This window comes from Acidovorax sp. Root568 (genome assembly GCF_001427445.1).
GTDB classification, from domain to species: Bacteria; Pseudomonadota; Gammaproteobacteria; order Burkholderiales; family Burkholderiaceae_C; genus Acidovorax; species Acidovorax delafieldii.
The window spans coordinates 66,968-90,102 of record NZ_LMGP01000016.1; the positions used below are offsets into that span (position 1 = coordinate 66,968).

At 66.9% G+C, this 23,135-nt stretch carries 21 protein-coding genes; 6 read left to right on the top strand and 15 right to left on the bottom strand.

The genetic code is table 11. The features are described 5' to 3' along the window. Window positions 1-50 precede the first annotated feature (50 nt). The 4 genes from ASD75_RS14905 to nadC all read right to left on the bottom strand — a co-directional run bounded on the left by ASD75_RS14905 (window position 51) and on the right by nadC (window position 4,577). Complete coding sequence (locus ASD75_RS14905) at window positions 51-251, bottom strand: hypothetical protein (protein ID WP_056746779.1); 201 nt, start codon at window positions 249-251, stop codon at window positions 51-53. A 442-nt stretch (window positions 252-693) separates the two neighbouring features. Continuing rightward, window positions 694-2,526 carry a chorismate-binding protein gene (locus ASD75_RS14910; protein ID WP_056746780.1) on the bottom strand — a complete coding sequence of 611 codons (1,833 nt, stop codon included), beginning with the start codon at window positions 2,524-2,526 and terminating at the stop codon, window positions 694-696. Window positions 2,527-2,601: 75 nt separating this feature from the next. Beyond that, window positions 2,602-3,732 carry a quinolinate synthase NadA gene (gene nadA / locus ASD75_RS14915; RefSeq protein ID WP_056746781.1) on the bottom strand — a complete coding sequence of 377 codons (1,131 nt, stop codon included), beginning with the start codon at window positions 3,730-3,732 and terminating at the stop codon, window positions 2,602-2,604. Beyond that, window positions 3,729-4,577, bottom strand: a complete 849-nt coding sequence (nadC, locus tag ASD75_RS14920; protein ID WP_056746782.1) for a carboxylating nicotinate-nucleotide diphosphorylase — start codon at window positions 4,575-4,577, stop codon at window positions 3,729-3,731. The genes nadA and nadC overlap by 4 nt, the downstream gene beginning before the upstream one ends. Window positions 4,578-4,755: 178 nt before the next feature. On the opposite strand from nadC, the gene panB reads away from it, so the two are divergent. Next, a complete protein-coding gene (panB, locus tag ASD75_RS14925) occupies window positions 4,756-5,637 on the top strand; it encodes a 3-methyl-2-oxobutanoate hydroxymethyltransferase (RefSeq protein WP_056746783.1) in 882 nt (293 codons plus the stop codon). A gap of 36 nt (window positions 5,638-5,673) precedes the next feature. Next, window positions 5,674-6,513: a pantoate--beta-alanine ligase gene (gene panC / locus ASD75_RS14930; RefSeq protein ID WP_056746784.1), complete on the top strand. Its 840-nt coding sequence runs from the start codon at window positions 5,674-5,676 to the stop codon at window positions 6,511-6,513. A 71-nt stretch (window positions 6,514-6,584) separates the two neighbouring features. On the opposite strand, the gene ASD75_RS14935 is transcribed toward panC, so the two are convergent. Further along, entirely contained in the window at window positions 6,585-7,307 is a 723-nt protein-coding gene (locus tag ASD75_RS14935) for an alpha/beta fold hydrolase (RefSeq protein WP_056746785.1), read from the bottom strand. Between the two features lie 161 nt (window positions 7,308-7,468). Here ASD75_RS14935 and ASD75_RS14940 point away from each other — a divergent pair, with 161 nt between their 5' ends. The 3 genes from ASD75_RS14940 (at window position 7,469) to ASD75_RS14950 (ending at window position 14,780) form a co-directional block, all read left to right on the top strand. Then, window positions 7,469-10,966, top strand: a complete 3,498-nt coding sequence (locus ASD75_RS14940; RefSeq protein WP_056746786.1) for a DUF2126 domain-containing protein — start codon at window positions 7,469-7,471, stop codon at window positions 10,964-10,966. Window positions 10,967-11,124: 158 nt separating this feature from the next. Continuing rightward, a complete protein-coding gene (locus tag ASD75_RS14945; RefSeq protein ID WP_056746787.1) occupies window positions 11,125-13,770 on the top strand; it encodes a circularly permuted type 2 ATP-grasp protein in 2,646 nt (881 codons plus the stop codon). Window positions 13,771-13,772: 2 nt separating this feature from the next. Continuing rightward, entirely contained in the window at window positions 13,773-14,780 is a 1,008-nt protein-coding gene (locus ASD75_RS14950) for a transglutaminase family protein (RefSeq protein WP_056746788.1), read from the top strand. On the opposite strand, the gene ASD75_RS14955 is transcribed toward ASD75_RS14950, so the two are convergent. The 9 genes from ASD75_RS14955 to ASD75_RS24195 form a co-directional block, all read right to left on the bottom strand. Next, the gene (locus ASD75_RS14955) at window positions 14,746-15,705 is read right to left on the bottom strand and encodes an alpha-E domain-containing protein (protein ID WP_056746789.1); all 960 of its coding nucleotides are present in this window, start codon (window positions 15,703-15,705) and stop codon (window positions 14,746-14,748) included. The two genes, ASD75_RS14950 and ASD75_RS14955, sit on opposite strands and share 35 nt — an antisense overlap. Next, a complete protein-coding gene (locus ASD75_RS23405; RefSeq protein ID WP_082565049.1) occupies window positions 15,699-15,854 on the bottom strand; it encodes an alpha-E domain-containing protein in 156 nt (51 codons plus the stop codon). The genes ASD75_RS14955 and ASD75_RS23405 overlap by 7 nt, the downstream gene beginning before the upstream one ends. A gap of 2 nt (window positions 15,855-15,856) precedes the next feature. Next, entirely contained in the window at window positions 15,857-17,389 is a 1,533-nt protein-coding gene (locus ASD75_RS14960; protein ID WP_056746790.1) for a circularly permuted type 2 ATP-grasp protein, read from the bottom strand. A gap of 137 nt (window positions 17,390-17,526) precedes the next feature. After that, window positions 17,527-18,663 (bottom strand): putative zinc-binding metallopeptidase, encoded by a 1,137-nt coding sequence (locus tag ASD75_RS14965; protein WP_056746791.1) that lies wholly within the window; start codon window positions 18,661-18,663, stop codon window positions 17,527-17,529. A 184-nt stretch (window positions 18,664-18,847) separates the two neighbouring features. Beyond that, on the bottom strand, window positions 18,848-19,165 hold the full coding sequence (locus ASD75_RS14970; RefSeq protein ID WP_056066545.1) for a BON domain-containing protein: 318 nt from the start codon (window positions 19,163-19,165) through the stop codon (window positions 18,848-18,850). Between the two features lie 170 nt (window positions 19,166-19,335). Continuing rightward, a complete protein-coding gene (locus ASD75_RS14975) occupies window positions 19,336-19,728 on the bottom strand; it encodes a hypothetical protein (protein WP_056065917.1) in 393 nt (130 codons plus the stop codon). Between the two features lie 78 nt (window positions 19,729-19,806). After that, entirely contained in the window at window positions 19,807-19,971 is a 165-nt protein-coding gene (locus tag ASD75_RS23410; RefSeq protein WP_010463174.1) for a DUF1328 domain-containing protein, read from the bottom strand. A gap of 338 nt (window positions 19,972-20,309) precedes the next feature. After that, window positions 20,310-21,716 carry a CHASE3 domain-containing protein gene (locus ASD75_RS14980; protein WP_056746792.1) on the bottom strand — a complete coding sequence of 469 codons (1,407 nt, stop codon included), beginning with the start codon at window positions 21,714-21,716 and terminating at the stop codon, window positions 20,310-20,312. A gap of 4 nt (window positions 21,717-21,720) precedes the next feature. After that, window positions 21,721-21,846 carry a hypothetical protein gene (locus ASD75_RS24195; RefSeq protein ID WP_255356278.1) on the bottom strand — a complete coding sequence of 42 codons (126 nt, stop codon included), beginning with the start codon at window positions 21,844-21,846 and terminating at the stop codon, window positions 21,721-21,723. Between ASD75_RS24195 and ASD75_RS14985 the strand changes: the two genes are divergently transcribed. Next, window positions 21,839-22,471, top strand: a complete 633-nt coding sequence (locus ASD75_RS14985; protein ID WP_056065924.1) for a response regulator transcription factor — start codon at window positions 21,839-21,841, stop codon at window positions 22,469-22,471. The genes ASD75_RS24195 and ASD75_RS14985 overlap by 8 nt on opposite strands. Before the next feature lie 125 nt (window positions 22,472-22,596). On the opposite strand, the gene ASD75_RS14990 is transcribed toward ASD75_RS14985, so the two are convergent. After that, a complete protein-coding gene (locus ASD75_RS14990; RefSeq protein ID WP_056746976.1) occupies window positions 22,597-23,034 on the bottom strand; it encodes a response regulator in 438 nt (145 codons plus the stop codon). Window positions 23,035-23,135: the final 101 nt, after the last annotated feature.

Here is a 23,135-nt window from a genome sequence, read left to right on the forward strand (position 1 = left end):
TAGGAATGGAAGGGTGCGGCTGGCCACATGCTGTTGTGGCCAGCCCGGTCTCAGGGCTGGCTCTTGTGCGAATCGCGGCTGCCTTGCTGCTTCTGGTCGCGGCCCTGCGCGTGTGTGTCAGCGTCGTTGCGAGCACCTTGCTGGCGGTGGGTGTTGCCGCCCGTGCTCTGCTCGGCCTGCTGCTGCCCGGCGGGCGACTGGCGCTGAGACGAAGGGATGTTGGGCTGGTTCTGCGGGTTGTTTTGAGACATGGTGGCTCCTGTCGAAGTGGTTGAACAAAGGTGGCACACAAAGCCTGCAAAGGCGTCTTGTGTGGGTTCATGTTCGAGGGGCACCGCAGCGCTTTTTGTAGGCCGTGTCCTATAGGCCTGTGGGCCAGGTGCGATGCGGTGTAAGCAAGCGCACAGCAGGTAGCGGGATGCAAAAGGGGGCATTTGCCAGACCGCAGCAACCGGCCTTGCCAGGCCGGTGCGGTCAGGCTGTGCGGGCGCCATGGCAAGCACCCACAGTCCGGGCAAGCAGCGTCACATCCTGATGCACAGGATGCGCGTTGGCACGCTCGGCCCCCTGACTGAACGACCACCGAAGGCAACACACCCGCGGCCTGATCCACTGCGCTGAACGGCCCCTGCGGCGACCGCCAAACACCTGGGGGCGGGACGCCAACAGGGAGGTTGCGAGAAAAAGGACTGGCTACGCGTCCAGCGTGGCGTCCAGCCAGCCGCGCAGGCTGTTGATGAACGCCCAGCCTTGCACGCGGGGAATGTCGGCCACGCGCAGCACGGCCTCCACCACGTGGCCGTCCTGCAGTGCCACGGCGCGGCCCACGCCGGGCAGCAGGCCGCAGGACAGGGGCGGCGTCACCCAGCGCCCATCGACGAGCGCGGCGATGTTGCCGAAGGTGCCTTCGGTGATCTCGCCCGCCTCGTTCCACAGCACCGTGTCGAACACGCCGAGGGTGGTGGGTGCAAACGCCGCGTAGTGCGCGCGCCGCGTGGTCTTGTAGCGCACAAACTCGCTGTGTGCGGCCGCAAAGGGGCGCGGCGCCAGTTGCAGGCGCACAGGCACTGCCGTGGTCTGCAGCGCAAAGGCCTCGGCGCGTGCGCTGCCGTCCGCCGCCAGCAGCAGGCGCACCCGCCAGTCGCCATCGCGGTGTTGCAGGGCGGCAATCTGCAGCTCCTGGCGCACCGCATGTGCGTTGAAGACAAAGCCGAAATGCGCGGCCGCCTCGCCCATGCGGCGCACATGCTGGTCGGCGTGCACGAATTTGCCGTGGTGCAGGCCCAGGGTTTCGAGCACCTCGAACGGAGCGCTGGCCCGCTCGACAAAGGCGCGCTTGTGGTGCCACTCGGCCCATTCGGCACCCGCCCCGGCACCCGAGGTGATGCCGCTGCCAATGCCGCAGGTGGCTTTGGCAACGCCGGGGGAGGCCTCCGCACCGGCACCCGTACCCACGCCACGCAGCACCACGGTGCGGATGGGCACATTGAACGTGGCCGCCACCGGGTGCAAGCCGTCCGGCCCCGCCGCCCCGCCAGGCCGCACCACACCTACCGCGCCGCAATACACACCGCGCGGCGCGGGCTCCAGCGCGCGGATCATCTGCATGGCGCGCACCTTGGGCGCCCCCGTGACGGAGCCACAAGGGAACAGCGCCGCAAACACATCCGTCAGCGTGGTGCCGGGCCGCGTGCGCGCCGTCACGTCCGAGGTCATCTGCCACACCGTGGGCAAGGCCTGCGTGGCAAACAGCGCAGGCACCTGCACGCTGTGCGGCAGCGCAATGCGCGACATGTCGTTGCGCAGCAGGTCCACGATCATCACGTTCTCGGCACGCTCCTTGGGCGCCGTGCGCAGGTGCTCGGCCTGCTGCGCGTCCTGCTCGGGGGTGGCGCCGCGCGGGGCCGTACCCTTCATCGGGCGGGCCAGCAGGGTGCCGCCTTCCGGCGCGTCCAGCCAGTCAAAAAACAGCTCGGGCGACACCGACAGCACCTGCTCGTCACCCGCCTGCAGGTAGGCGGCATAGCCCCCGGGCTGCGCGCGCAACAGTGCAGCAAACAGGGCCTGCGGCGAGCCCTGCAGCGTGCCGCGAAAGGGCGCGGTGTAGTTGACCTGGTACAGCTCGCCCGCCGCGATGGCCTGCTGGATCTGCGCCAGTGCGGCGTCAAACGCCTCGCGCTCGGGGCTGTCGTCCCACACCACCTGCGCTGGGGTTGCCGCTGCCGCCGCATCCGCCGCGTCGTCGGTCCCGGGCTGGGGCGCGTCGTACACGGCGAACCAGGCCAGCGGGCCGTCGGCCGCATGGGTCTGCAATGCGGCATCGAAGGCCGGGGCGGCCTCGTAGCGCACATGGCCCACGCACCAGCGTCCTTGCTGTGCGGCGGCAAACACGGCGTCGAGCACACCGCGCACCTCGTGCAGTGCCTGGGCCACCAGCACCTCGCGCGGGGCCTCGAAACGGTGGCGCAGGCGCGCGGCGCCTGCGCTCAGCGGCTGGGTGAAGTCAATGTGGCAACTAGAAGTCAAAGCAGGCGGAGGCGCTAGTGGATCATGCGCCTGTAGCTATCAAAACATGAGCAAACATCAACGCGTCGTGCGCACTCAGGCAGCGCCCAGGTGGGGCAACAGTGCGCCGGTGGGCTGACCGTTCCTGAGCGCCGCCGTGAAGGCCAGCATGCGGTCAATCGGCTGGCGCGCACGCGGGATGAGTGCAGGGTCCACGTGCACAGCGTTCGCACCGGTCTCCAGCACCCGGGCCACATCGGCCAGGCCGTTCATCGCCATCCAGGGGCAGTGCGCGCAGCTCTTGCAGGTGGCGCTGTTGCCCGCCGTGGGCGCTTCGTAAAAGGTCTTGCCGGCGTTGAGCGTGCGCAGCTTGTGCATCATGCCGTTGTCGGTGGCCACGATGAACTCGGTGGCGTCCATCTCGCGCGCGGCTTTGAGGATGGCGCTGGTGGAGCCCACGGCGTCGGCCAGGGCCACCACGTCGGCGGGGCTCTCGGGGTGGACCAGCACCTTGGCATGCGGGTGCTGCTGCTTGAGCAGCTCCAGCTCCAGCGCCTTGAACTCGTCGTGCACGATGCAGGCACCGTTCCAGAACACCATGTCGGCGCCCGTCTCACGCTGGATGTAGGCGCCCAGGTGGCGGTCGGGCGCCCACAGGATCTTCTGGCCTGCGGCCTTGAGGGCGCTCACGATGTCGAGCGCGCAGCTCGACGTGACGAGCCAGTCCGCGCGCGCCTTCACGGCCGCGCTGGTGTTGGCGTAGACCACCACAGTGCGGTCGGGGTGCTGGTCGCAGAACGCGCTGAATTCGTCGATGGGGCAGCCCAGGTCCAGCGAGCAGGTAGCGTCCAGGTCGGGCATGAGCACGGTCTTTTCCGGGCTCAGGATCTTGGCCGTTTCGCCCATGAACCGCACGCCGCTCACCACCAGGGTCTGCGCCGCGTGGTCGCGGCCAAAGCGGGCCATCTCCAGCGAGTCGCTCACCAGGCCGCCGGTTTCCTCGGCCAGGTCCTGCAGGTCCGGGTGCACGTAGTAGTGCGACACCATGACCGCGTTCTTTTCCTTGAGCAGGCGACGGATCTTGTCCTTGAGCGCGGCACGCTCAGCCTGCGAAGGTTCGGGCGGCACACGCGCCCAGGCGTGTTTGGTGGAGCAGACGGCGCCTTCCTCGGTATCGAGCGGCTGCTCGTACTCCACATCGATGCGGTTCAGTACAGCGGTGGTCATGACAGCTCCTGCAGGCGCATGGAAAAGTCCGTGGCCTTCACGTCCTTGGTCAGCGTGCCGATGGAGATGCGGTCCACGCCGGTCTCGGCCAGTTCGCGCAGGCCGTCGAGCGTGACGCCGCCCGAGATCTCCAGAATCGCCCGACCTGCGTTGATGCGCACGGCCTCGCGCAGCATGGTCAGGGGCATGTTGTCCAGCAGCACCATCTTGGCGCCCACATTCAGCGCCTCGGCCAGTTGCTCCAGGGTTTCCACTTCGATCTCGATGAACTTTGCCTGAGACGCCACCTTGTCGGCAGCGCGCAGCACGGCGGTCACACCTCCCGCAGCGGCAATGTGGTTCTCTTTGATCAGCACCGCATCGTGCAGGCCAATGCGGTGGTTGGTGCCGCCGCCCACGCGCACGGCGTACTTTTGCGCCAGGCGCAGGCCGGGCAGGGTCTTACGCGTGTCCACGATGTGCGCGCGGGTCCCAGCCACCACATCCACATAGGTGCGGGTTTTGGTGGCCACGGCCGACAGCAGTTGCAGGAAGTTGAGTGCCGTGCGCTCGGCGCTCAGCAGCGCGCGGGCATTGCCTTCAAGCTCCAGCACCACCTGGTCGGGGGCGCAGCGCTGGCCCTCGGCCACATGCCAGGTGATCTGCACCGTGGGGTCGAGGGCGCGCAGCGCGGCTTCGGCCCAGGGGGCGCCGCAGATCACGGCAGCTTCGCGCGCCAGGATTCGCGCACGGGCGCGGCGGGCGGGGTCGATCAGGCCGGCGGTGAGGTCGCCGGTGCCCACGTCTTCGGCCAGGGCGCGGGCCACATCGGCCTGGGCCAGGGCCTTCACTTCGGTATCGCTCATGGGGGTCTTTGCGGGGGAATGTGCGGAATATGTCGCAGCTGTCATGGGCCGCGAGCATACCGGGAACGCAAAGGCCACTGTGCCAGCGCAGGCCCCTGGGGCCCGCGCTGAAAACCAATAAGTACACCCAGTATTGGTCGCATAGACTCGCGGCAATTTTTTGGCTCCACCGCTCTACATGACCGCCACCAGCCCTGTTTCCGCCACGCCCTACGGCACGCTGCCGCCTGCATCGCCCCTGCCCCAGCGCCGCCCCGTGAGCCTGCCGCGCCTGGCGCAGATGCGCGCGGCGGGCGAGAAGATCACCATGCTCACCGCCTACGACGCCACCTTTGCGGCCGTGGCCGATGCGGCGGGGGTGGAATGCATTCTGGTGGGCGACTCGCTGGGCATGGTGTGCCAGGGCCTGCCCAGCACGGTGGGAGTGACGCTGGACACCATGGCCTACCACACGGCCAGCGTGGCGCGCGGCCTGCACCGCGTGCAGGGCACGGCCTGGCTGGTGGCCGACCTGCCCTATGGCACCTATGCCGAAAGCCGCGAACAAGCGCTGCGCAGCGCCTGCGTGCTGATGCAGGCGGGTGCACACATGGTCAAGCTCGAAGGTGGTGGCTGGACGGCGGCCACGGTCGAATTCCTGGTGCAGCGCGGCGTGCCGGTGTGCGCCCACCTGGGCCTGACGCCACAAACGGTGCACGCGCTGGGTGGCTACCGCGTGCAGGGCAAAACCGACGACGCGGCCCGCACGCTGCGCAAAGAGGCCCATGAGCTGCAGGACGCAGGCGCCGCCATGCTGGTGCTGGAGATGGTGCCCGCAGCGCTGGCCGCCGACATCACGGCCGAGCTGCCGCACTGCCACACCATCGGCATCGGCGCGGGCAACGGCACGGCCGGCCAGGTGCTGGTGTTGCACGACATGCTGGGCATGAACCTCGGGAAGATGCCGAAGTTCGTCCACAACTTCATGCAGGACGCGGGCAGCGTGCGCGGCGCCATGGAGGCGTATGTGCAGTCCGTGAAGCAAGGGCGTTTCCCGGACAACGCTGTGCACGCCTGGTGAGCCCTTTTCCTCTCTCCTTCTGACCCCTCCGACCCCATGCTGATTGCCCGCTCCGTTGCCGACCTGCGCCAGGCCCTGGCCCCCTACCGCCGCCCTGCGTTTGTGCCCACCATGGGCAACCTGCATGAGGGGCACATTGCCCTGGTGCGCCAGGCCAAGCCCCTGGGCGATGTGACCGTGGCCAGCATCTTTGTGAACCGCCTGCAGTTTCTGCCGCACGAGGACTTTGACAGCTACCCGCGCACCTGGGAGGCCGACTGCGCGCAGCTGCAGGCCGCCGGTTGCGATGTGCTGTTTGCCCCGCGCGAGACGGACCTGTACCCCGAGCCCCAGACCTTCAAGGTGCACCCCGACCCGCAGCTCGCCGACATGCTGGAGGGCCATTTCCGCCCCGGCTTTTTTGTGGGCGTGAGCACGGTGGTGATGAAGCTGTTTGCCTGCGTGCTGGGCCAGACCGGCGGCACGGCCGTGTTTGGCAAGAAGGACTACCAGCAGCTCATGGTGATCCGCCACATGGTGCAGCAGTTTGCGCTGCCCATTGACGTCGTAGCGGGCGAGACCTGCCGCGCGGCCGACGGGCTGGCGCTGAGCTCGCGCAATGGCTACCTGAGCCTCGAAGAACGGCAGGAGGCCGTGGCCCTGTCGCAGGCCCTGAAGCGACTGGCGCAGCAGTGGCTGGACGCCAGCGACCGCAGCACGCTGGAGACCCAGGCGCAAGACGCGCTGCGCGCCCGGGGCTGGGCGCCCGACTACCTCACGGTGCGCCGCCGGGCCGACCTGTTGCCCGCCACGGCCGACGATGCCGCAGGCACGCTGGTGGCGCTGGGTGCAGCGCGGCTGGGCAGCACGCGGCTGATCGACAACCTGGAGTTCTGATTAGCTATCATTTCCATAGCTACCCAGGCATGTACTACTGGCGCTTCCTGTCAAAAAGACTTCTAACCAATTCAAATCCACCCGTTGCAGGCCAGCCACTGCACCAGCAAGCCAGTCACCACCTCGGGCTGCTCCATGGTCAGCATGTGGCCGCTGCAGGGCAGCAGGTGGTGTTCGGCGCCGGGCACCAGCGCCGCAATCTCTGCCGAGCATTCGGGCGGCGTGAGCTGGTCGGCCGCGCCACACACCACCAGCACGGGGCAAGCCAGCTGGGGCAGGTGCAACCGCGCATCGGGGCGGTGGATCACGGCGCGGTTCTGGCGCACCAGGTGGTCGGCGCCCGCGTCCAGCACAAAGTCCAGGTAGGCCTGCACCAGGTCCGCGTTGGCGGCGTTCACGGGGTGGAAGGCCAGGGCCACGTTGGGCTCGATGACCTCGCGCATGCGGCCCTGTTCAAACAGTTCGATGGCGCCTTCGCGCAGGGCGCGCATGTCGGGCGTCTCGGGCCGCGCGGTGGTACCCAGCAGCGCCAGCCCTGCCACACGCTGCGGCGCCTGGCGCGCGGCCTCCATGGCGACCATGCCGCCCATCGACGCACCGGCCAGCACCAGCGGCCCCGCGTGTTGTGCCAGCAGGCGTGCGGCAAAGTCTTCGATGCGGTGCAGGTTCACATCCTGGTGGGCGGTGGCGACCTCGGGGCGCAGCGCGGCGGGCAGTAGCGGCAGCACGCCGCGCCACATGCGTTCATCGGCGGCCAGGCCCGGCAGGAGCAGTAGTTGGGGGGAATGGGACATGGGTGAATCAGGGCATCACCAAGTTGGTGCGCAATCAGCAAAAGGGAGACAGCCCCGGCAGCGGGGCGCGGACCGCACATTGTGAACAGCCGATGACCGCTTGTCACCGCCCCCGGAATAGTTGCCCGCGATGGCTCGGGACTTGCTAGCATGGCCTGCATATGCCCATCCACGCCGCGCTCCACCACGTCACGCATTACCAATACGACCGGCTGGTAGGCCTCGGGCCACAGACCATCCGATTGCGGCCTGCGCCCCACTGCCGCAGCAACGTCATTTCGTATTCGCTCAAGGTCGAGCCTGCACAGCACTTCATCAACTGGCAGCAGGACCCGTTTGCCAACTACCAGGCGCGGCTGGTCTTCCCCGAGAAGACGCGCGAGTTCAAGGTCACGGTGGACCTGGTGGTGGAGATGGCGGTGTACAACCCCTTCGACTTCTTCCTGGAGCCCGAGGCCGAGAACATCCCGTTCAAGTACAGCAGCGATGTGCAGCAGGAGCTGGCACCGTACCTGGCCACCGACCCGATGACACCGCTGGTGCAGGCCTATCTGGACAAGGTGGACCGCAGCAAGCAGCGCACCATCGATTTCCTGGTCAAGCTCAACCAGCAGGTATCGCAAGACATCCGCTACCTCATCCGCCTGGAGCCCGGCGTGCAGACACCCGAGGAAACGCTGCAAAAGGCCAGCGGCTCGTGCCGCGACTCGGGCTGGCTGCTGGTGCAGCTGCTGCGCCACCTGGGGCTGGCGGCGCGGTTTGTGTCGGGCTACCTGATCCAGCTCACCCCCGATGTGAAGGCGCTCGATGGCCCCAGCGGCACCGACCACGACTTCACCGACCTGCACGCCTGGTGCGAGGTCTACCTGCCCGGCGCAGGCTGGATCGGCCTGGATGCCACCAGCGGCCTGATGGCGGGCGAGGGCCATATCCCGCTGGCCTGCACACCCCAGCCCTCGGGCGCCGCGCCGATTGAAGGCGGCGTGGACAAGGCCGAGGTGGAGTTCAGCCATGAGATGCGCGTCACGCGCATCTACGAATCGCCCCGCGTGACCAAGCCCTACACCGAAGACCAGTGGCAGGCCGTGCTGGCCCTGGGCGAGCAGGTGGACGCCGACCTGGTGGCGGGCGACGTGCGGCTGACGATGGGCGGCGAGCCCACCTTTGTGGCCGTGGGCGACCGCGACGCGCCCGAGTGGAACACCGACGCGCTGGGCCCCACCAAACGCGGCTTTGCCACCGAACTCACGCACAAGCTGCGTGCCGAATATGGACAGGGCGGCTTTCTGCACTTTGGCCAGGGCAAGTGGTACCCGGGCGAACAGCTGCCGCGCTGGGCGCTGTCGATCTGCTGGCGCGCCGACGGCCAGCCCGCATGGCAGAACCCCGCGCTGTTTGCCGACGAACGCAACCCCTCGCACTACACCAGCGCCGACGCCGAGCGTTTTGTGCGCCACCTCACGCGCAAGCTGGGCGTGACGGACCGCTACATCCAGCCCGGTTATGAAGACACCTTCTACTACCTGTGGCGCGAGCGGCGCCTGCCGGTCAACGTGGACCCGTTTGACGCACGTCTGGACGACGAGCTGGAGCGCGCACGCCTGCGCCGCGTGTTCGAGCAAAAACTCGACAGCGTGGTGGGCTATGTGCTGCCGCTGCAGGCAGGCGAAGGCGCGGGCACGCTGGCGGGCAGCGTGTGGAGTACCGGGCCGTGGTTCTTCCGCGATGACCGCATGCTGCTCATCCCCGGCGATTCGCCCATGGGCTACCGCCTGCCGCTGGACGCCCTGCCCTGGGTGAAGGCATCAGACACCGAGCACCTGATCCCGCAAGATCCGACCGCGCCCCAGAGCCCGCTGGCCGCTGCCACCACGCTGCGGGCGCGATATTCCGTGCCATCCGGCCCGGTCACTGGCGACCGCGACCTGCCCTACCTGGCAGGCGCCACCGCGCCGGGCGAGGCACGGCGCGTAACGCAGAGCACTGCGGGTGGTGATAACGCGCGCCTGTCCGGTCAGCCCGACCCGCATGCGGGCGTGCAGCCCCCGGGCAAGTTCCAGTCGGCCGCAGGCCTGTCGCGCACGGCGCTGTGCGTGGAGGTGCGCGACCCGCGCCGCGCCAGCGGCCCCAAGGCCGAGAAGGTGGGCGAGAAATACGGCGTGCTCTATGTCTTCATGCCGCCGCTGTCGCGCCTCCATGATTACCTGGACCTGCTGGCCGCCATCGAAGCCACGGCCGAAGAGCTGGGCATGAAGATCGTGCTGGAAGGCTACCCGCCGCCGCGCGATGCGCGCCTCAAAGTGCTGGCAGTCACGCCCGACCCGGGCGTGATCGAAGTGAACATCCACCCCGCCAGCCATTGGAAGGAGCTGGTGCAGCACACCGAGTTTCTGTACCAGGCCGCGTGGGAGACGCGCCTGTCGGCCGAGAAGTTCATGACCGATGGCCGCCACACCGGCACCGGTGGCGGCAACCACTTTGTGATGGGCGGCGCCACACCGGCCGACTCGCCGTTCTTGCGCAAGCCTGAGCTGCTGGCCAGCCTGCTGCTCTACTGGCACAACCACCCCAGCCTGAGCTATCTGTTCAGCGGCCTGTTCATCGGCCCCACCAGCCAGTCGCCGCGCGTGGACGAGGCGCGCAACGACCAGCTGTATGAGCTGGAGATCGCACTGCGCGAGATCGAAACCAACCGCGCAACCTATGGCCAGGACATGCCGCCCTGGCTGGTGGACCGCACACTGCGCAACATCCTGGTGGACGTGACGGGCAACACCCACCGCAGCGAGTTTTCCATCGACAAGATGTTCTCGCCCGACAGCAGCACCGGCCGCCTGGGCCTGCTGGAGCTGCGCGCCTTTGAGATGCCGCCCCACGCCCACATGAGCGTGGTGCAGCAGCTGCTGCTGCGCGCCCTGATCGCCCGCTTCTGGAAGACGCCCTACCGCGCGCCCGCCGCCCGCTGGGGCACCGAGCTGCACGACCGCTGGATGCTGCCCACCTTCATCCAGCAGGACATGCACGACGTCGTGGCCGAGATGAACGCCGCAGGCTACGCGTTTGACGCAGCCTGGTTTGCACCGCAGTTCGAGTTCCGCTTCCCCATGGTCGGCACCGTCCAATCGATGGGTGTGGAGCTGACCCTGCGCAACGCGCTGGAGCCCTGGCATGTGATGGGCGAGGAAGGCTCAGCCGGGGGCACCGTGCGCTATGTGGACTCGTCGCTGGAGCGCATCGAGGTGCGCGTGACGGGCATGAACGAAAGCCGCCATGTGGTCACCGTCAACGGCCAGCCGCTGCCGCTGCAAAGCACGGGCACCACCGGTGAATTTGTGGCGGGTGTGCGCTACAAGGCCTGGAACCCGCCCTCGGCCCTGCACCCGACCATTGGCGCCCATGCGCCGCTCACGTTCGACATCGTGGACACCTGGATGAACCGCTCGCTCGGCGGCTGCCAGTACCACGTGGCCCACCCGGGTGGGCGCAACTACGACACCTTCCCGGTCAACGCGTATGAGGCCGAAAGCCGCCGCCTGGCGCGCTTCTCGCGCATGGGCCACACGCCGGGCAGGCTGGCGGTGCCGCCTGCGACGATTGAGCTGCCGGGCAGCCGGGAGTTTCCGTTCACGCTGGATCTGCGGCGCAAGATGCGGAGGTAGAGAAGCCCCCTGAGTCGCTGCGCGCCTTCCCCCCAGGGGGACGACGCCCTTGCTGCGGGGCGGCCCTTGCTTGGCGTCTCTGGCATCGGCCCCACCAGTTTCGACGGTGCGGGTTACCCGCAGAGTGTTGTCGACCAAATGCCCGAAAATCGAGCGCAGTGAACCACCTCAACGACAGCCTCCCCACCCCCGACCCTTCTGACAGCGCAGCCCAGTTGGCGGCTGCACTGGCGCCTGCTGCGGCGGCCGGGCATTTTGACGAGTTGCGGGGTGCCAGCGTGGCGGACGCCCCCGGCGCTGCCACTGCATCATCCACTCCCAAATCAATAGCAAACAAGCCAGATATCACTAGCGCCTGGGCCCAATTCTTTGATCAATTGGGTCCTGAAGGCTTCCAGGACCTGGACCGGCGCATGCAGAGCCTGCAGCGCCAGGTGCGCGACAACGGCATCACCTACAACGTCTATGCCGACGCCGACGGCCCGCAGCGGCCCTGGTCGGTGGACCTGTTCCCGCTGATCCTTTCGCAGGGCGACTGGGCACACATCGAGCGCGGCGTGCTGCAACGCGCGCGCCTGCTCAACCGCGTGATGGCCGACGTGTATGGCCCGCAGGAGCTGCTGCGCAAAGGCCTGCTGCCCAGCGCGCTGGTGCAGGGGCACCCGGGCTACCTGCGCGCCATGCATGGCGTGCAGCCCGTGGGCGGCACCCATTTGCACATCGCGGCGTTCGACATGGCGCGCGATGCGCAGGGCGACTGGTGGGTGGTGACGCAGCGCACGCAGGCGCCCTCAGGCCTGGGATATTTGCTGGAGAATCGGCTGCTCATCTCGCGCCTGTTCCCCGAGGCGTTCCGCCAGATGCATGTGCAGCGCCTGGCAGCCACCTACCGCGCACTGCTCGACGGGCTGCGGCAGATGAGCCCGGCGGGGGCGGATGCGCGCATCGTGCTGCTCACGCCCGGCCCGTACAACGAGACCTATTTTGAGCACGCGTACCTGGCGCGCTACCTGGGTCTGACGCTGGTGGAGGGCAACGACCTCACGGTGCGCGACGCGCGCCTGTACCTCAAGACGCTGCATGGCCTGCAGCCGGTGCACGGCATCTTGAAGCGCCTGGACGACGAGTTTCTGGACCCGCTGGAGCTGCGCAGCGACTCGCGCCTGGGCGTGCCCGGCCTGCTGCAGGCCATCCGCGCGGGCAACGTGCTGGTGGCCAATGCGCCGGGCTCGGCGTTTCTCGAATCGTCGGCGCTGCTGGGCTTCATGCCCGCGCTGTCGCGCCACCTGCTGGGCGAAGAGCTGGCCCTGCCGTCACTGCCCACCTGGTGGTGTGGCGAGCGCTCGGCCATGCAGGCGGTGCTGCCGCAGCTCGCGCACAGCGTGATCCGCCCCACCTGGCCCATGGCGCAGCGCGTGCCCGTGCTGGGCGGTGCGCTGTCGGCACAAGACCTGGCGCAGTGGTCCGCTCGTATCGAGGCCCAGGGCGACGAATACACCGTGCAGGCCCACCTGCCGCTGTCGCAAATGCCCACCTGGCGCAGTGACGCCGCTGAGGGTGCGGGCCAGGACAGTGGCCCCATCGCCCCCCGCTCGGTGATGCTGCGCGTGTTTGCGGTGTGCGACGGCCCCGGCTCGTGGCGCGTGCTGCCGGGCGGGCTGGCCCGCCTGGCCCAGGGCGACAGCGGCATCACGTCGATGCAGCGCGGCGGCAGCAGCGCCGATGTATGGGTGCAGACCGATGGCCCCGTGGACACCACCACGCTGCTGGCCCACAACCAGGCCGCGCCCGCCGTGGTGCACCGCAGCCGCCAGGTGACCAGCCGCGCGGCAGAAAACCTGTTCTGGCTGGGCCGCTACACCGAACGCACTGAGAACGTCACGCGCCTGGCGCGCATCACGCTGCAATGCCTCAATGGCGAGGACCAGACCTCGCAGCCGCTGCTGACCTGGCTGAGCGCCATGGGCGTGAGCCAGGGGCTGGTGCTGCCGACCGTGCCTGCGGCCGGGCAGGCACGGCGCGTGTTCGAGCGCTCGCTGATCGCCGGGCTGACGCAGCCCGCGCAGGTGACCAGCGTGGGCTACAACCTGCGCGGCATTCTGGGTGCAGCCTCGGCCGTGCGCGACCGTTTGTCGCAGGAACACTGGAACCTCATCGTGCGCGCCGAGGCGGAGTTTTTTGCGCCCCGCACAGGAGCCGAAGACGACGGCGACTATTCGCCGCTGGACGCGCTGCGCCAGCTGGAAGGGCTGAGCGGCCACACCGCCGCCATGACGGGCCAGCAGACCGACCGCATGACCCGCGACGACGGCTGGCGCCTGCTGTCCATCGGGCGCCATCTGGAGCGCCTGGGCTTTCTGGCATCGGCGCTGGAAAGCGGCCTGCAGACCGGCGCCGTGCACGATGAAGGCGGCTTTGAGGCCATGGTGGCGCTGTTTGACAGCACGATCACCTTCCACGCGCAGTACCAGCAGCGGCGCGACATGCCCGCCCTGCTGGACCTGCTGGTGATCGACCGCGACAACCCCCGCTCGCTGGCCTGGGTGGCGCAGACGCTGCGCGGGCGCATTGCCAAGATCGAAGCGGCCGCGGGCACGCCCGGCGAATCCGCCGCCACGGGCATCCCTGAGGCGTCCGACCTGTCGCTGGTGGCCCTGTGCGCACAGGATGCCGAGGGGCGCCATGCAGCGCTGGAGGATTATCTGGGCCGGTGTGTGCGGGGCGTGATGGGCTTGTCGGATGTGCTGGCCACGCGCTACTTCACGCATTCGGCGGATGCACTTCGGCACAGCGTAGGAGCTTGACCATGAAGCTGCGCGTCATCCACGAAACGGTGTACCACTACAGCCCGGCGGTGCAAAACGCCCAGCACATGGCCCATCTGCGCCCGCGCACCGGTGTGGTGCAGCGCGTGCTGACCCACAGCCTGCAGGTGGACCCCGCCCCAACACAGTGCAACATGGTGCAGGACGTATTTGGCAACACACGCGCGTTCTTCAGCCTGCCGTTCACCCACGAGCAACTGCGGGTGCGCGCCGAAAGCCTGCTGGAGACCCTGCCCGTGACCGCCGCACCGCCCGGCGAGCCCTGGGAGGCCGTGCGCGAGCGACTGGGTTATCGGCGCGGCCAGCCCTACCACGCGGCCACCGAGTTCAGCTTTGCCTCGCCCTACATTCCCCGGCATGCCGACTTCGTGGCCTATGCCGCCGAGAGCTTTGCACCCGGCCGCCCGCTGATGCAGGCCGCCCGCCACCTGATGTCGCGCATCCATGCCGACTTTGTCTACACATCCAACGCCACCGACGCGGGCACGCCCGCGCTCGAATCGCTGCGGCTGCGCCGGGGCGTGTGCCAGGACTTTGCCCACGTGATGATCGGCTGCCTGCGCAGCCTGGGCCTGGCGGCGCGGTATGTGAGCGGCTACCTGCTGACCGAGCCCCCGCCCGGGCAACCCCGGCTGGTGGGGGCCGATGCCTCGCACGCCTGGTTGTCGGTGTGGTCACCGGCAGCCGACGAAAGTGAGGGCGCATCAGACAACAACACCTGGTTTGACCTGGACCCCACCAACGACCGCGCGGCGGGCGAGGACTATGTGACCCTGGCCATTGGCCGCGATTTTTCGGATGTGTCGCCGCTGCGCGGCGTGATCCACGGCGGCGACCACCATGTGCTGCAGGTGGGGGTGACGGTGGAGCCGGTGCCCGCCGCTACGGCCGCTACGGCCGCTACGGCCGCTATGGCCGCTATGGCCGCTGCGCCAGACGCGCCAGATACACCCCTCACACCGCCGCAGGCACCAGGAAGTCCCGGCTGATCCGCGCACCCAGGTCGTTCACCCGCTCCAGGAACTGGGTGAGGTAGGCATGCAATCCATGGGTCAGGATTTCATCGATGCGTGCGAACTTGAGGTGTGCCAGCAGCCGCCCCGCGTGCCGCTGGGTCTCGGCCGACTGGCCGCTGCCCAGCATGTCGAGGTTGCCCAGCACCTCTTTCATGCAAGCGTGCAGTGAGCGGGGCATGTCAGCCCGCAGGATCAGCAGCTCGGCCACACGTTCGGGTGTGATCACGTCGCGGTACACCTTGCGGTAGGTCTCGAAGCCCGACACGCTGAGCAAGATGGCGCTCCAGTGGTAGAAGTCGTAGTCTTGGTCCTGCGCCGTGGCCGCGCCCATGAAGTCGCTCTGCACCGCGTGAAACTTCACATCCAGCAGCCGCGCCGTGTTGTCGGCCCGCTCCAGAAAGGTGCCCAGGCGCATGAAATGCAGCGCCTCGTCCTGCAGCATAGTGCCCACCGTCACACCCCGCGAGAGGTGCGAGCGGAACTTCACCCATTCGAAGAATCGCGCCGGGTCCTGCTCCAGTGCACCGCTGGCGATCAGGCGGTTCACTTCGAGCCAGGTCTGGTTCTGGATCTCCCAGGCCTCGGTGTTGAGCGCACCGCGCACGGCCCGCGCGTTCTCGCGCGCAGCCTGCAGGCAGGCCACGATGGACGACGGGTTGGACGGGTCCTTGACCATGAAGTCGAGCACCTTGGCGGGCGTCACCTCGCCATGCTGGGCGATATAGGCAGGCAGCAGCTCACTGATGGACAGCAAGCCCTGCCAGCCCAGGGTGGCCGCCTCGGTCGATTGGGGTAGCAACGCACTCTGGTAGTTGACGTCGAGCATGCGTGCGGTGTTCTCTGCCCTTTCGGTGTACCGGGCCATCCAGAACAAATGATCGGCGGTGCGGCTCAGCATGTGATCTCCTTCTTGGACGAGGGCAGAGAACCCCGAGCATGTTGCACACGCTCGCGGTATTTTTTCGAAAGCCCCGCTGCGCAGGGCTTTTCTGCCCGTTCGGTGTAACGGGCCATCCAGAACAAATGATCGGCGGTACGGCTCAGCATGGTCATTCCCTCCCTTGGCGTTGTGTTTGCATTGGTGATGACGGTATGTGTGCTGCAGCGGGCTGATCGCCCAGCACCCAGGTGTCCTTGGTGCCCCCGCCCTGCGACGAATTGACCACCAGCGATCCCTCCTTGAGCGCCACGCGCGTGAGGCCGCCCGCCACCATCTGCACCTTCTGGCCGCTGAGCACAAAGGGCCGCAGGTCGATGTGGCGGGGCGCAATGCCGCTGTCCACATAAGTGGGGCAGCTGGAGAGGCTCAGCGTGGGCTGGGCGATGTAGCCGTCGGGCTTGGCGATGACTGCGGCGCGGAAGGCCTCGATCTCGGCCCGGGTGGCCGCAGGGCCAATCAGCATGCCGTAGCCACCCGCGCCATGCACCTCCTTCACCACCAGTTCATGCAGGTGGTCCAGCACGTACCGCAGGTCGTCCGGCTTGCGGCACATCCAGGTGGGCACGTTCTGCAGGATGGGCTCCTCACCGAGGTAGAAGCGGATCATGTCCGGCACATAGGGGTAGATCGACTTGTCGTCCGCCACGCCTGTGCCCACGGCGTTGCAGATGGCGACATTGCCGGCCCGGTAGGCGGACATGAGCCCCGCACAACCCAGGGTGGAGGTGGGGCGGAAGACATCGGGATCGAGGAAGTCGTCATCCACCCGGCGGTAAATCACGTCCACCCGCTGCAGCCCGCGCGTGGTGCGCATGTACACAAACTGGTCCTTGACCACGAGGTCCTGCCCCTCGACCAGCTCCACGCCCATCTGCTGCGCGAGGAAGGCGTGCTCGAAATAGGCGCTGTTGTACATGCCGGGGGTCAGCACCACCACGGTCGGGTCGGCCGCGCCGGCCGGGGCGCTGGCGCGCAGGGTGTCCAGCAGCAAGTCCGGGTAATGCGCCACCGGTGCCACCTGGTGCTGAGCGAACAGTTCGGGGAACAGCCGCATCATCATCTTGCGGTCTTCGAGCATGTAGCTCACGCCGCTTGGCACGCGCAAGTTGTCTTCCAGCACGTAGTACACGCCCTCGCCTGCCACATCCGGTGCCCGCACGATGTCGATGCCGCTGATGTGGGAGTAGATATCGAGCGGCACATGAACGCCGACCATCTCCGGCCGGAACTGGGCGTTACGCAGGATCTGCTCGGCAGGCACGATGCCTGCGCGCAGGATGTCCTGGCCGTGGTACACGTCGTGGATGAAGCGATTGAGCGCCGTGACCCGCTGCACCAGGCCCCGCTGCATGTGCGCCCATTCCTGCTGCGGAATGATGCGGGGGATCAGGTCGAAGGGGATGAGCCGCTCGGTGCCCGCGCCGTCCTCGTCCTTGGCGCCGTAGACGGCGAAGGTGATGCCCACGCGCCGGAAGATGACCTCGGCCTCGGCGCGCCGCGCCTGCATGGATTCGGCACTCTGGCGCGCCAGCCACTGGGCAAACCGCGCATAGTGGGGCCGTACATCACTGCCCGCCCAGCCTGCCGCACCGCCCAGGCCGGCCAGGGGCAGCCGGGTAACCATCTCGTCGAACTTCTGCATGAGAGCCAATCTCCTGCAAGCCCTCAAGCAAGTTCCAGGCCGTTTTCATGCCCGGCCGACAGCCACCGGCAATATTTCGGCCGAATCGCTCTCTAGCGCCGGTCTTTATTGGCTATTTTGCTATTCTTTTTGATACCTTAATTCGCAGCCGGCGAGGGTGGCGGCATGGGTGCCATGGTGGCCACCGGGGCAGGACGCGCGGCCGCTGCACGCACCATGTCGTGCACAAAGCGCAGCTTGGCCAGCACCTCACCCGCCAGCGCGAACGGGTAGGCATCAGGTTGACCCAGGCTGCGCGTAAGGCTGTTGAGCAGCAGCGTCAGCGGCACCAGGTGTTGCACCATGGACTGAAAGTCGGGCGCCGGGCTGGCAAAGGGATCGATGGCGCTGCTGCGCTGCGCGCCATAGATACCGGGAATGGTGACCTCGGTGGCATAGCTGGCCGAGGTTTCCAGCAGGTCGATCATGTGCAGGTAATGGGCCCAGGTTTCAGCCCAGTCTTCCCAGGGGTGGGCGGCGGCATAGGCACTCACATGGTGGTTGGCCCAGTCACTGCCTTCGTTGCCCTTGGCGTAGTGCGCCTCCAGCGCCGCTGCGTAGTCCTGGCGCTCGTCACCAAACATCTGTCTGAAGTCGTCCAGCCGCCCGCCGTCGCGCACCAGCTGGTCCCAATAGAAGTGGCCGGACTCATGGCGCAGGTGACCGATCAGAGTGCGGTAGGGCTCACCCAGCGCGATGCGGCGGCGCGCGCGTTCGTCGTCGTCCGCCTCGGCCACGTTGAGCGTGATGGTCCCACTGTGGTGGCCCGTCAGCACAGGCGGTCCGCCCGGCACCTCGGCCAAAAACTCGAACACCGGACCGGTACGCCCGGGCGCCGGCTCCAGGCCCAGGCGGGCCAGGCTGTAGAACAGCCGCCGCTTGGCCGCTTCGATCTGCATCCAGCGCCCCATGTTGGCGGGCTCGGACAGGTCGGGCATCACCCGGGTCTGGCGGCACGACACACACAGCTCCGCAAAGTCGTTGGCGGGTATCGCGAAGTTGCAGGCTTGGTGGTCCGTGTGGTTGCGGCACATGCGGTACAAGCGCCCGCTGTAGTGGGCACTGCCCTGCCCCCCTTGGCGGCGCCACAGGTCTGCACCGTCCTGCGGTGCAGGGGCCAAGGCAGCCATGGTCAGCACATCGGGCAAGAAGGCCAGCGCACTGCCGCAATGCAGGCACTGCACGCTATCGAAAAACACCAGATGACCGCAATGGTCGCAATTGAATACCCGCATGGTGTGGAGCTTATACCCCGTGGACCGGAGCAGTGAGGAGGAACAACGCACGGACCCCCTTTTGCAGCGCCAGGATGGGTCCATGAAAAAAGCAGGCCCCGGGACATGCCCGGAGCCTGCTTCAGGATCAAAGCCACTGCGCCAGGGGCGTGGGGCCCCGGGTGCAGGGCGTCAGCCCTACCGGTCAGGGCCGCACAACGATGCTGTTGCGCACTTCGCGCACATGCTTGGTGTTGCGCGCAATGTTTTCGGCCTGGTTCTTTTCAGCCTGCGACTTGGCAAAGCCCGACAGCTGCACCGTGCCATTGAGCGTTTCCACGCTGATGGAGGTGGCAGACACGTTCTTGTCTTCGGCCATCTTGGCCTTCACGGCGGTGGTGATGCCAGCGTCATCCACATAGGAGCCAACTGTTTGCTGTTCGCGGGCCACCGAGCAACCGGTGGCTGTGACGATGGTGATACCGGCAACTGCGGCAAAAGCGAGGGCACGTGCGTATTTCATGGTGTTTTCCTTGTTCAAGAATGGTTGGGAACGCGGGTGCTGGGACATGTTCAGTCCACCGGTCTGTTGCACCCTCCGCGACCGGCGGACTGTGGGAAAAAGGACAGCGCTGGCGCATAGCCAGGCGCTGCGGGCAAGGCACCGGCGTGCAAACACCGGTGTGCTAGCCCTCAGTATGCATTGCGCCGGCGGGACATCCACATCGCCACGGTGGCCAGCAAAGCCCCCGATGCGGCGGCGATGACCAGCGACTTGCCGGGCTGCTCGGCCACATACTTGCCGGTGACTTCGGCTGCCTGCTGGATCTGACGGCGTGCACGCGCGCTGGTCTCGGCGCAGTAGTCGATGCTGCGAGCGGCCAGGTCCTGTGCACGGGCTGCCAGGTCATCAATCGCCGGGTCGGTCTGGCGGCGCAGGGCGCGCACGCTTTCTTCGGCCTTGTCCAGCGACTGGTCGGCGGCAGCCCGGGTGGTCTGCACTGCGTCCTGCGCGCTTTGCAGCACGTCATCGGCCAGGTTGCGAACACCGTGGGTCACTTTGTCGGTAGCGGTCTGAAGGCTCATGGGGAAACTCCTTGGGGTATGGGGTACAGGGGATGCGGGAGGAGGTGAAGGGCAGCAGTCCAGGCGTTGCGGCCTGACTCACCCCTTTTTCAGGAGCCCCAGCACGAAGGTGACCACAGCCATGATCACGAACACAAAGAACAGAATCTTCGCAATGCCCACGGCACCGGCAGCAATGCCGCCAAAACCGAAGAGGGCTGCAATCAGCGCGATCACCAGAAAAACAACTGCGTAGTGCAACATTTCCATCTCCTTATGGGTGGCCGGCTTGCCGGCAGATCGGGTGGCGCCAAAACCTCAACGCCTGGGACCAACTGTAGGTATCTCCCTGTGCCCTGGATGCCGGTGCGCGGCGCGCGCCCATGTCGGCGGCGCAGTGGGGGTCATGTAGGACGGCGCGCACCGGCCGGACCGGGCGCACGGTAGCGCGCACAAGCGGCTGCAGCGCAGGTACGCCACGGCAGGACGCTGGCTCCGGGCATGGCGTGCCAACAGCCCGCAGGTGTCGCACGGAGGCCTGCATGCGCTACGCCACGCAATGCAGGGAATGAGGGAGACGCAGGAAGAAGGCGGCGTATGCCTCAGGCGTCGTGCGCAGCGGCGTTGCGGCGCGGCTCCGACGAGGTGCGCGGCAGCGGCAGCACGGCCGACAACAAGGTGCCATTGCCAGGCCGCGAAGTGAGCGTGAGACGCCCGCCCGCTGCCTCGACCCGGTGGCGCATGCCAGCCAAGCCGTGCGAAGTGGGGCGCACGGTGCCCGGGTCGAAACCCACACCATCGTCGCGCACCTGCACCGACACATGCGTGGGATAGCCGTGCACCGACACCAGCACCTTGCTGGCCTTGGCGTACTTGCCGATGTTGGTCAGCGCCTCTTGCACCATGCGATACACCGTGAGCTGCGCTGCATCGGGCAGTTGAACGGCCTCCAGACTGGTCTCAACCTCAATGCCTGCGCGCTCGGCGTATTCACGTGTCAGGATCTCCAGTGCGGCGGTGAGCCCCAGGTTCGACAGCGACGACGGCCGCAGGTCTTCGATGATGCGACGCTTGAGCGCAATGCCGCTGTTGAGTGTTTCGGTGAGGTGCTTGAGGCGCTCGGCAATGTCGGGCGCAGTGGCATCGATCTTGGATTTGAGGCGCGCCACATCCAGCTTGGCAGCCGTCAGCAGCGCGCCCAGCTCGTCGTGCAGTTCCCGCGCCAGATGGCCCCGTTCTTCTTCGCGCACCTCCTGCAAGTGGTTGGCCAATTCGGACAGCGTGGCCGTGCGGTCGCGCACCAGCCCTTCCAGGCGGTCGCGCTCACGCTCCAGCACCTCTTGCTCGCGCAGGTTGACGGTCTGAACCGCCTGCGTCTGGCGCAGGTACATGTAGAACGCCAGCAGGCCAATGGCAGTGACCGTGGCAATGCCGATGCGCGACAGCATCAGCGACTGCTCGATCTGCTCGCGCCCCTGTTGCAGGCGCTGGTCGCTGCGGGCAATCAGCTCTTGCGCATGCTGGCGGATCGCCTCCATGTGCTCCTTGCCCACATCCGTGTTCAGAATGAACTTCCATGCGTCTTCGTTGCCCTGGCGGCGCAGGCGCAGGCTCAGCTCCATCTCAGCCAGCTTGCGCGAGATCTGCCGCGACAGCAACGCGAACTCCTGCATGTCCTCGGGCGACGCCATGAACTGGTTGCGCAGGCGATCCAGGTTGGTCTGCACGGTCGCTACGGCCTTGTCATACGGTTCCAGGTAGGTCTCGTTGCCCGTGAGCAGATAACCCCGCTGGCCGGTTTCCGCATCCAGCATGCTTTGCAGCAGCTTGTTCACATCGGCCCGCGTGGTCAGCCCCTGGGCCAGTTGTTCCACCGCGTCCTGCGAACGCATGTGCCCCGTTTCATTGATGCCCACCAGCACCATGGCCGCCAACAGCGCCATGGGCAGGCTCAGGGCCATCTGTCGGACTTTTGGTAACCAACGCCGGGTGTTTTCTTGGAGATTCATACGCTTATTCTGGATAATGACCCGTTACCTGCCAGGTGCGCCAGCCATGCAACGACGTGCCGAGCGCCTGGACTTCAATACACACCGGCAGCACCTTTGCTGCCGCCTCGAAAGAAGCATCAATGATCAAGATTGGCATTGTGGATGACCACGCGATTGTTCGTTCCGGCCTGCGGCAGTTCTTGTCGGAGCACGTCGACTTGCGGGTGGAAGGCGAGGCGGCCAACGGCCGCGAGGCCATCGACCTGGTGCGCAACAAGGAAATCGATGTGCTGCTGATGGACCTGTCGATGCCTGGCCAAAGCGGGCTGGACGCGCTGGCCATGCTGCGCGCCAAGGCGCCCGACATGGGCATCCTGATCCTGAGTGGCTACCCTGAAGAACACTACGCGATCAACCTGATCCGCCAGGGTGCCAGTGGTTACCTGAACAAGGAGTGCGAACCGTCGGAGATCGTGGAAGCCATTCGCACCATTGCTCTGGGCCGCCGCTACCTGACGCCTGCCGTGGCCGAACTGCTGGCACAGCAACTCAACCGCAAGGACGATGCGCCACCGCATGAGCAGCTGTCTGAGCGAGAGTTCCAGGTGTTCCTGAAGCTGGCCAAGGGAGAGACGGCGGGCGATATCGCCAAGTCGTTGTCGCTGAGCGTGAAAACGGTGAGCACGTACCGCACACGCCTGATGGAAAAGATGAGTCTCTCGTCCAACAGCGACCTGACCTACTACGCACTCAAAAATCGCCTGATCGACTGACATCCAGAACCTGGCCAGAGCCCGGCGCTGCCGGGCGTAGGCAAGTCTTGCTTTTGCGTTGAAAAAGAAGGGAAAAGAAGCACCCCGACTGCCGCATGCACCCACGCACGCGGCGGCGGGTTGTGTCACTGGGATGCGCCCGATGATGCGGCAGACACACCGCCGCCGCTACCGGCCTCCAGCCTGTGGGCCGGGCTGCTGTGCTGTACGCAGTAGTCCACCAACGCGTCGATCTCGTTGGATTTGTCAAACACTGCATCCACACCCAGCTGCGCACAGCGCATGCGCACATCCGGCGTGGCGTAATTGCTGAGCACCACCATTTTTTGGCCGGGCCGCCGCGTGCGGCAGGCAGCCAGCACACCCAATCCGCTGCCCTGGCGCAAGAACAGATCCACGATGGCCAAGTCCCACTCCTCAGGGTGCGAGGACAACCAGTTCGTACCGTCGTCTTCGGTTTCTGCCACGCCCACCGCTTCTACAGACGCCAACTCCTCCAGAGTTCCGATCAGGTTCTCGCGGATGGTCGCGTTGTCTTCAACAATGTAGGTGCGCAGTTTCACGGGCGGGTCCATGTGTACGGACAGTGCGGGTCACGCTGTCCTAGCCTTGAATTTAAGGCTTCCATGCGCCGGATTCTGCCAGCCACAACACGCTGGCCATG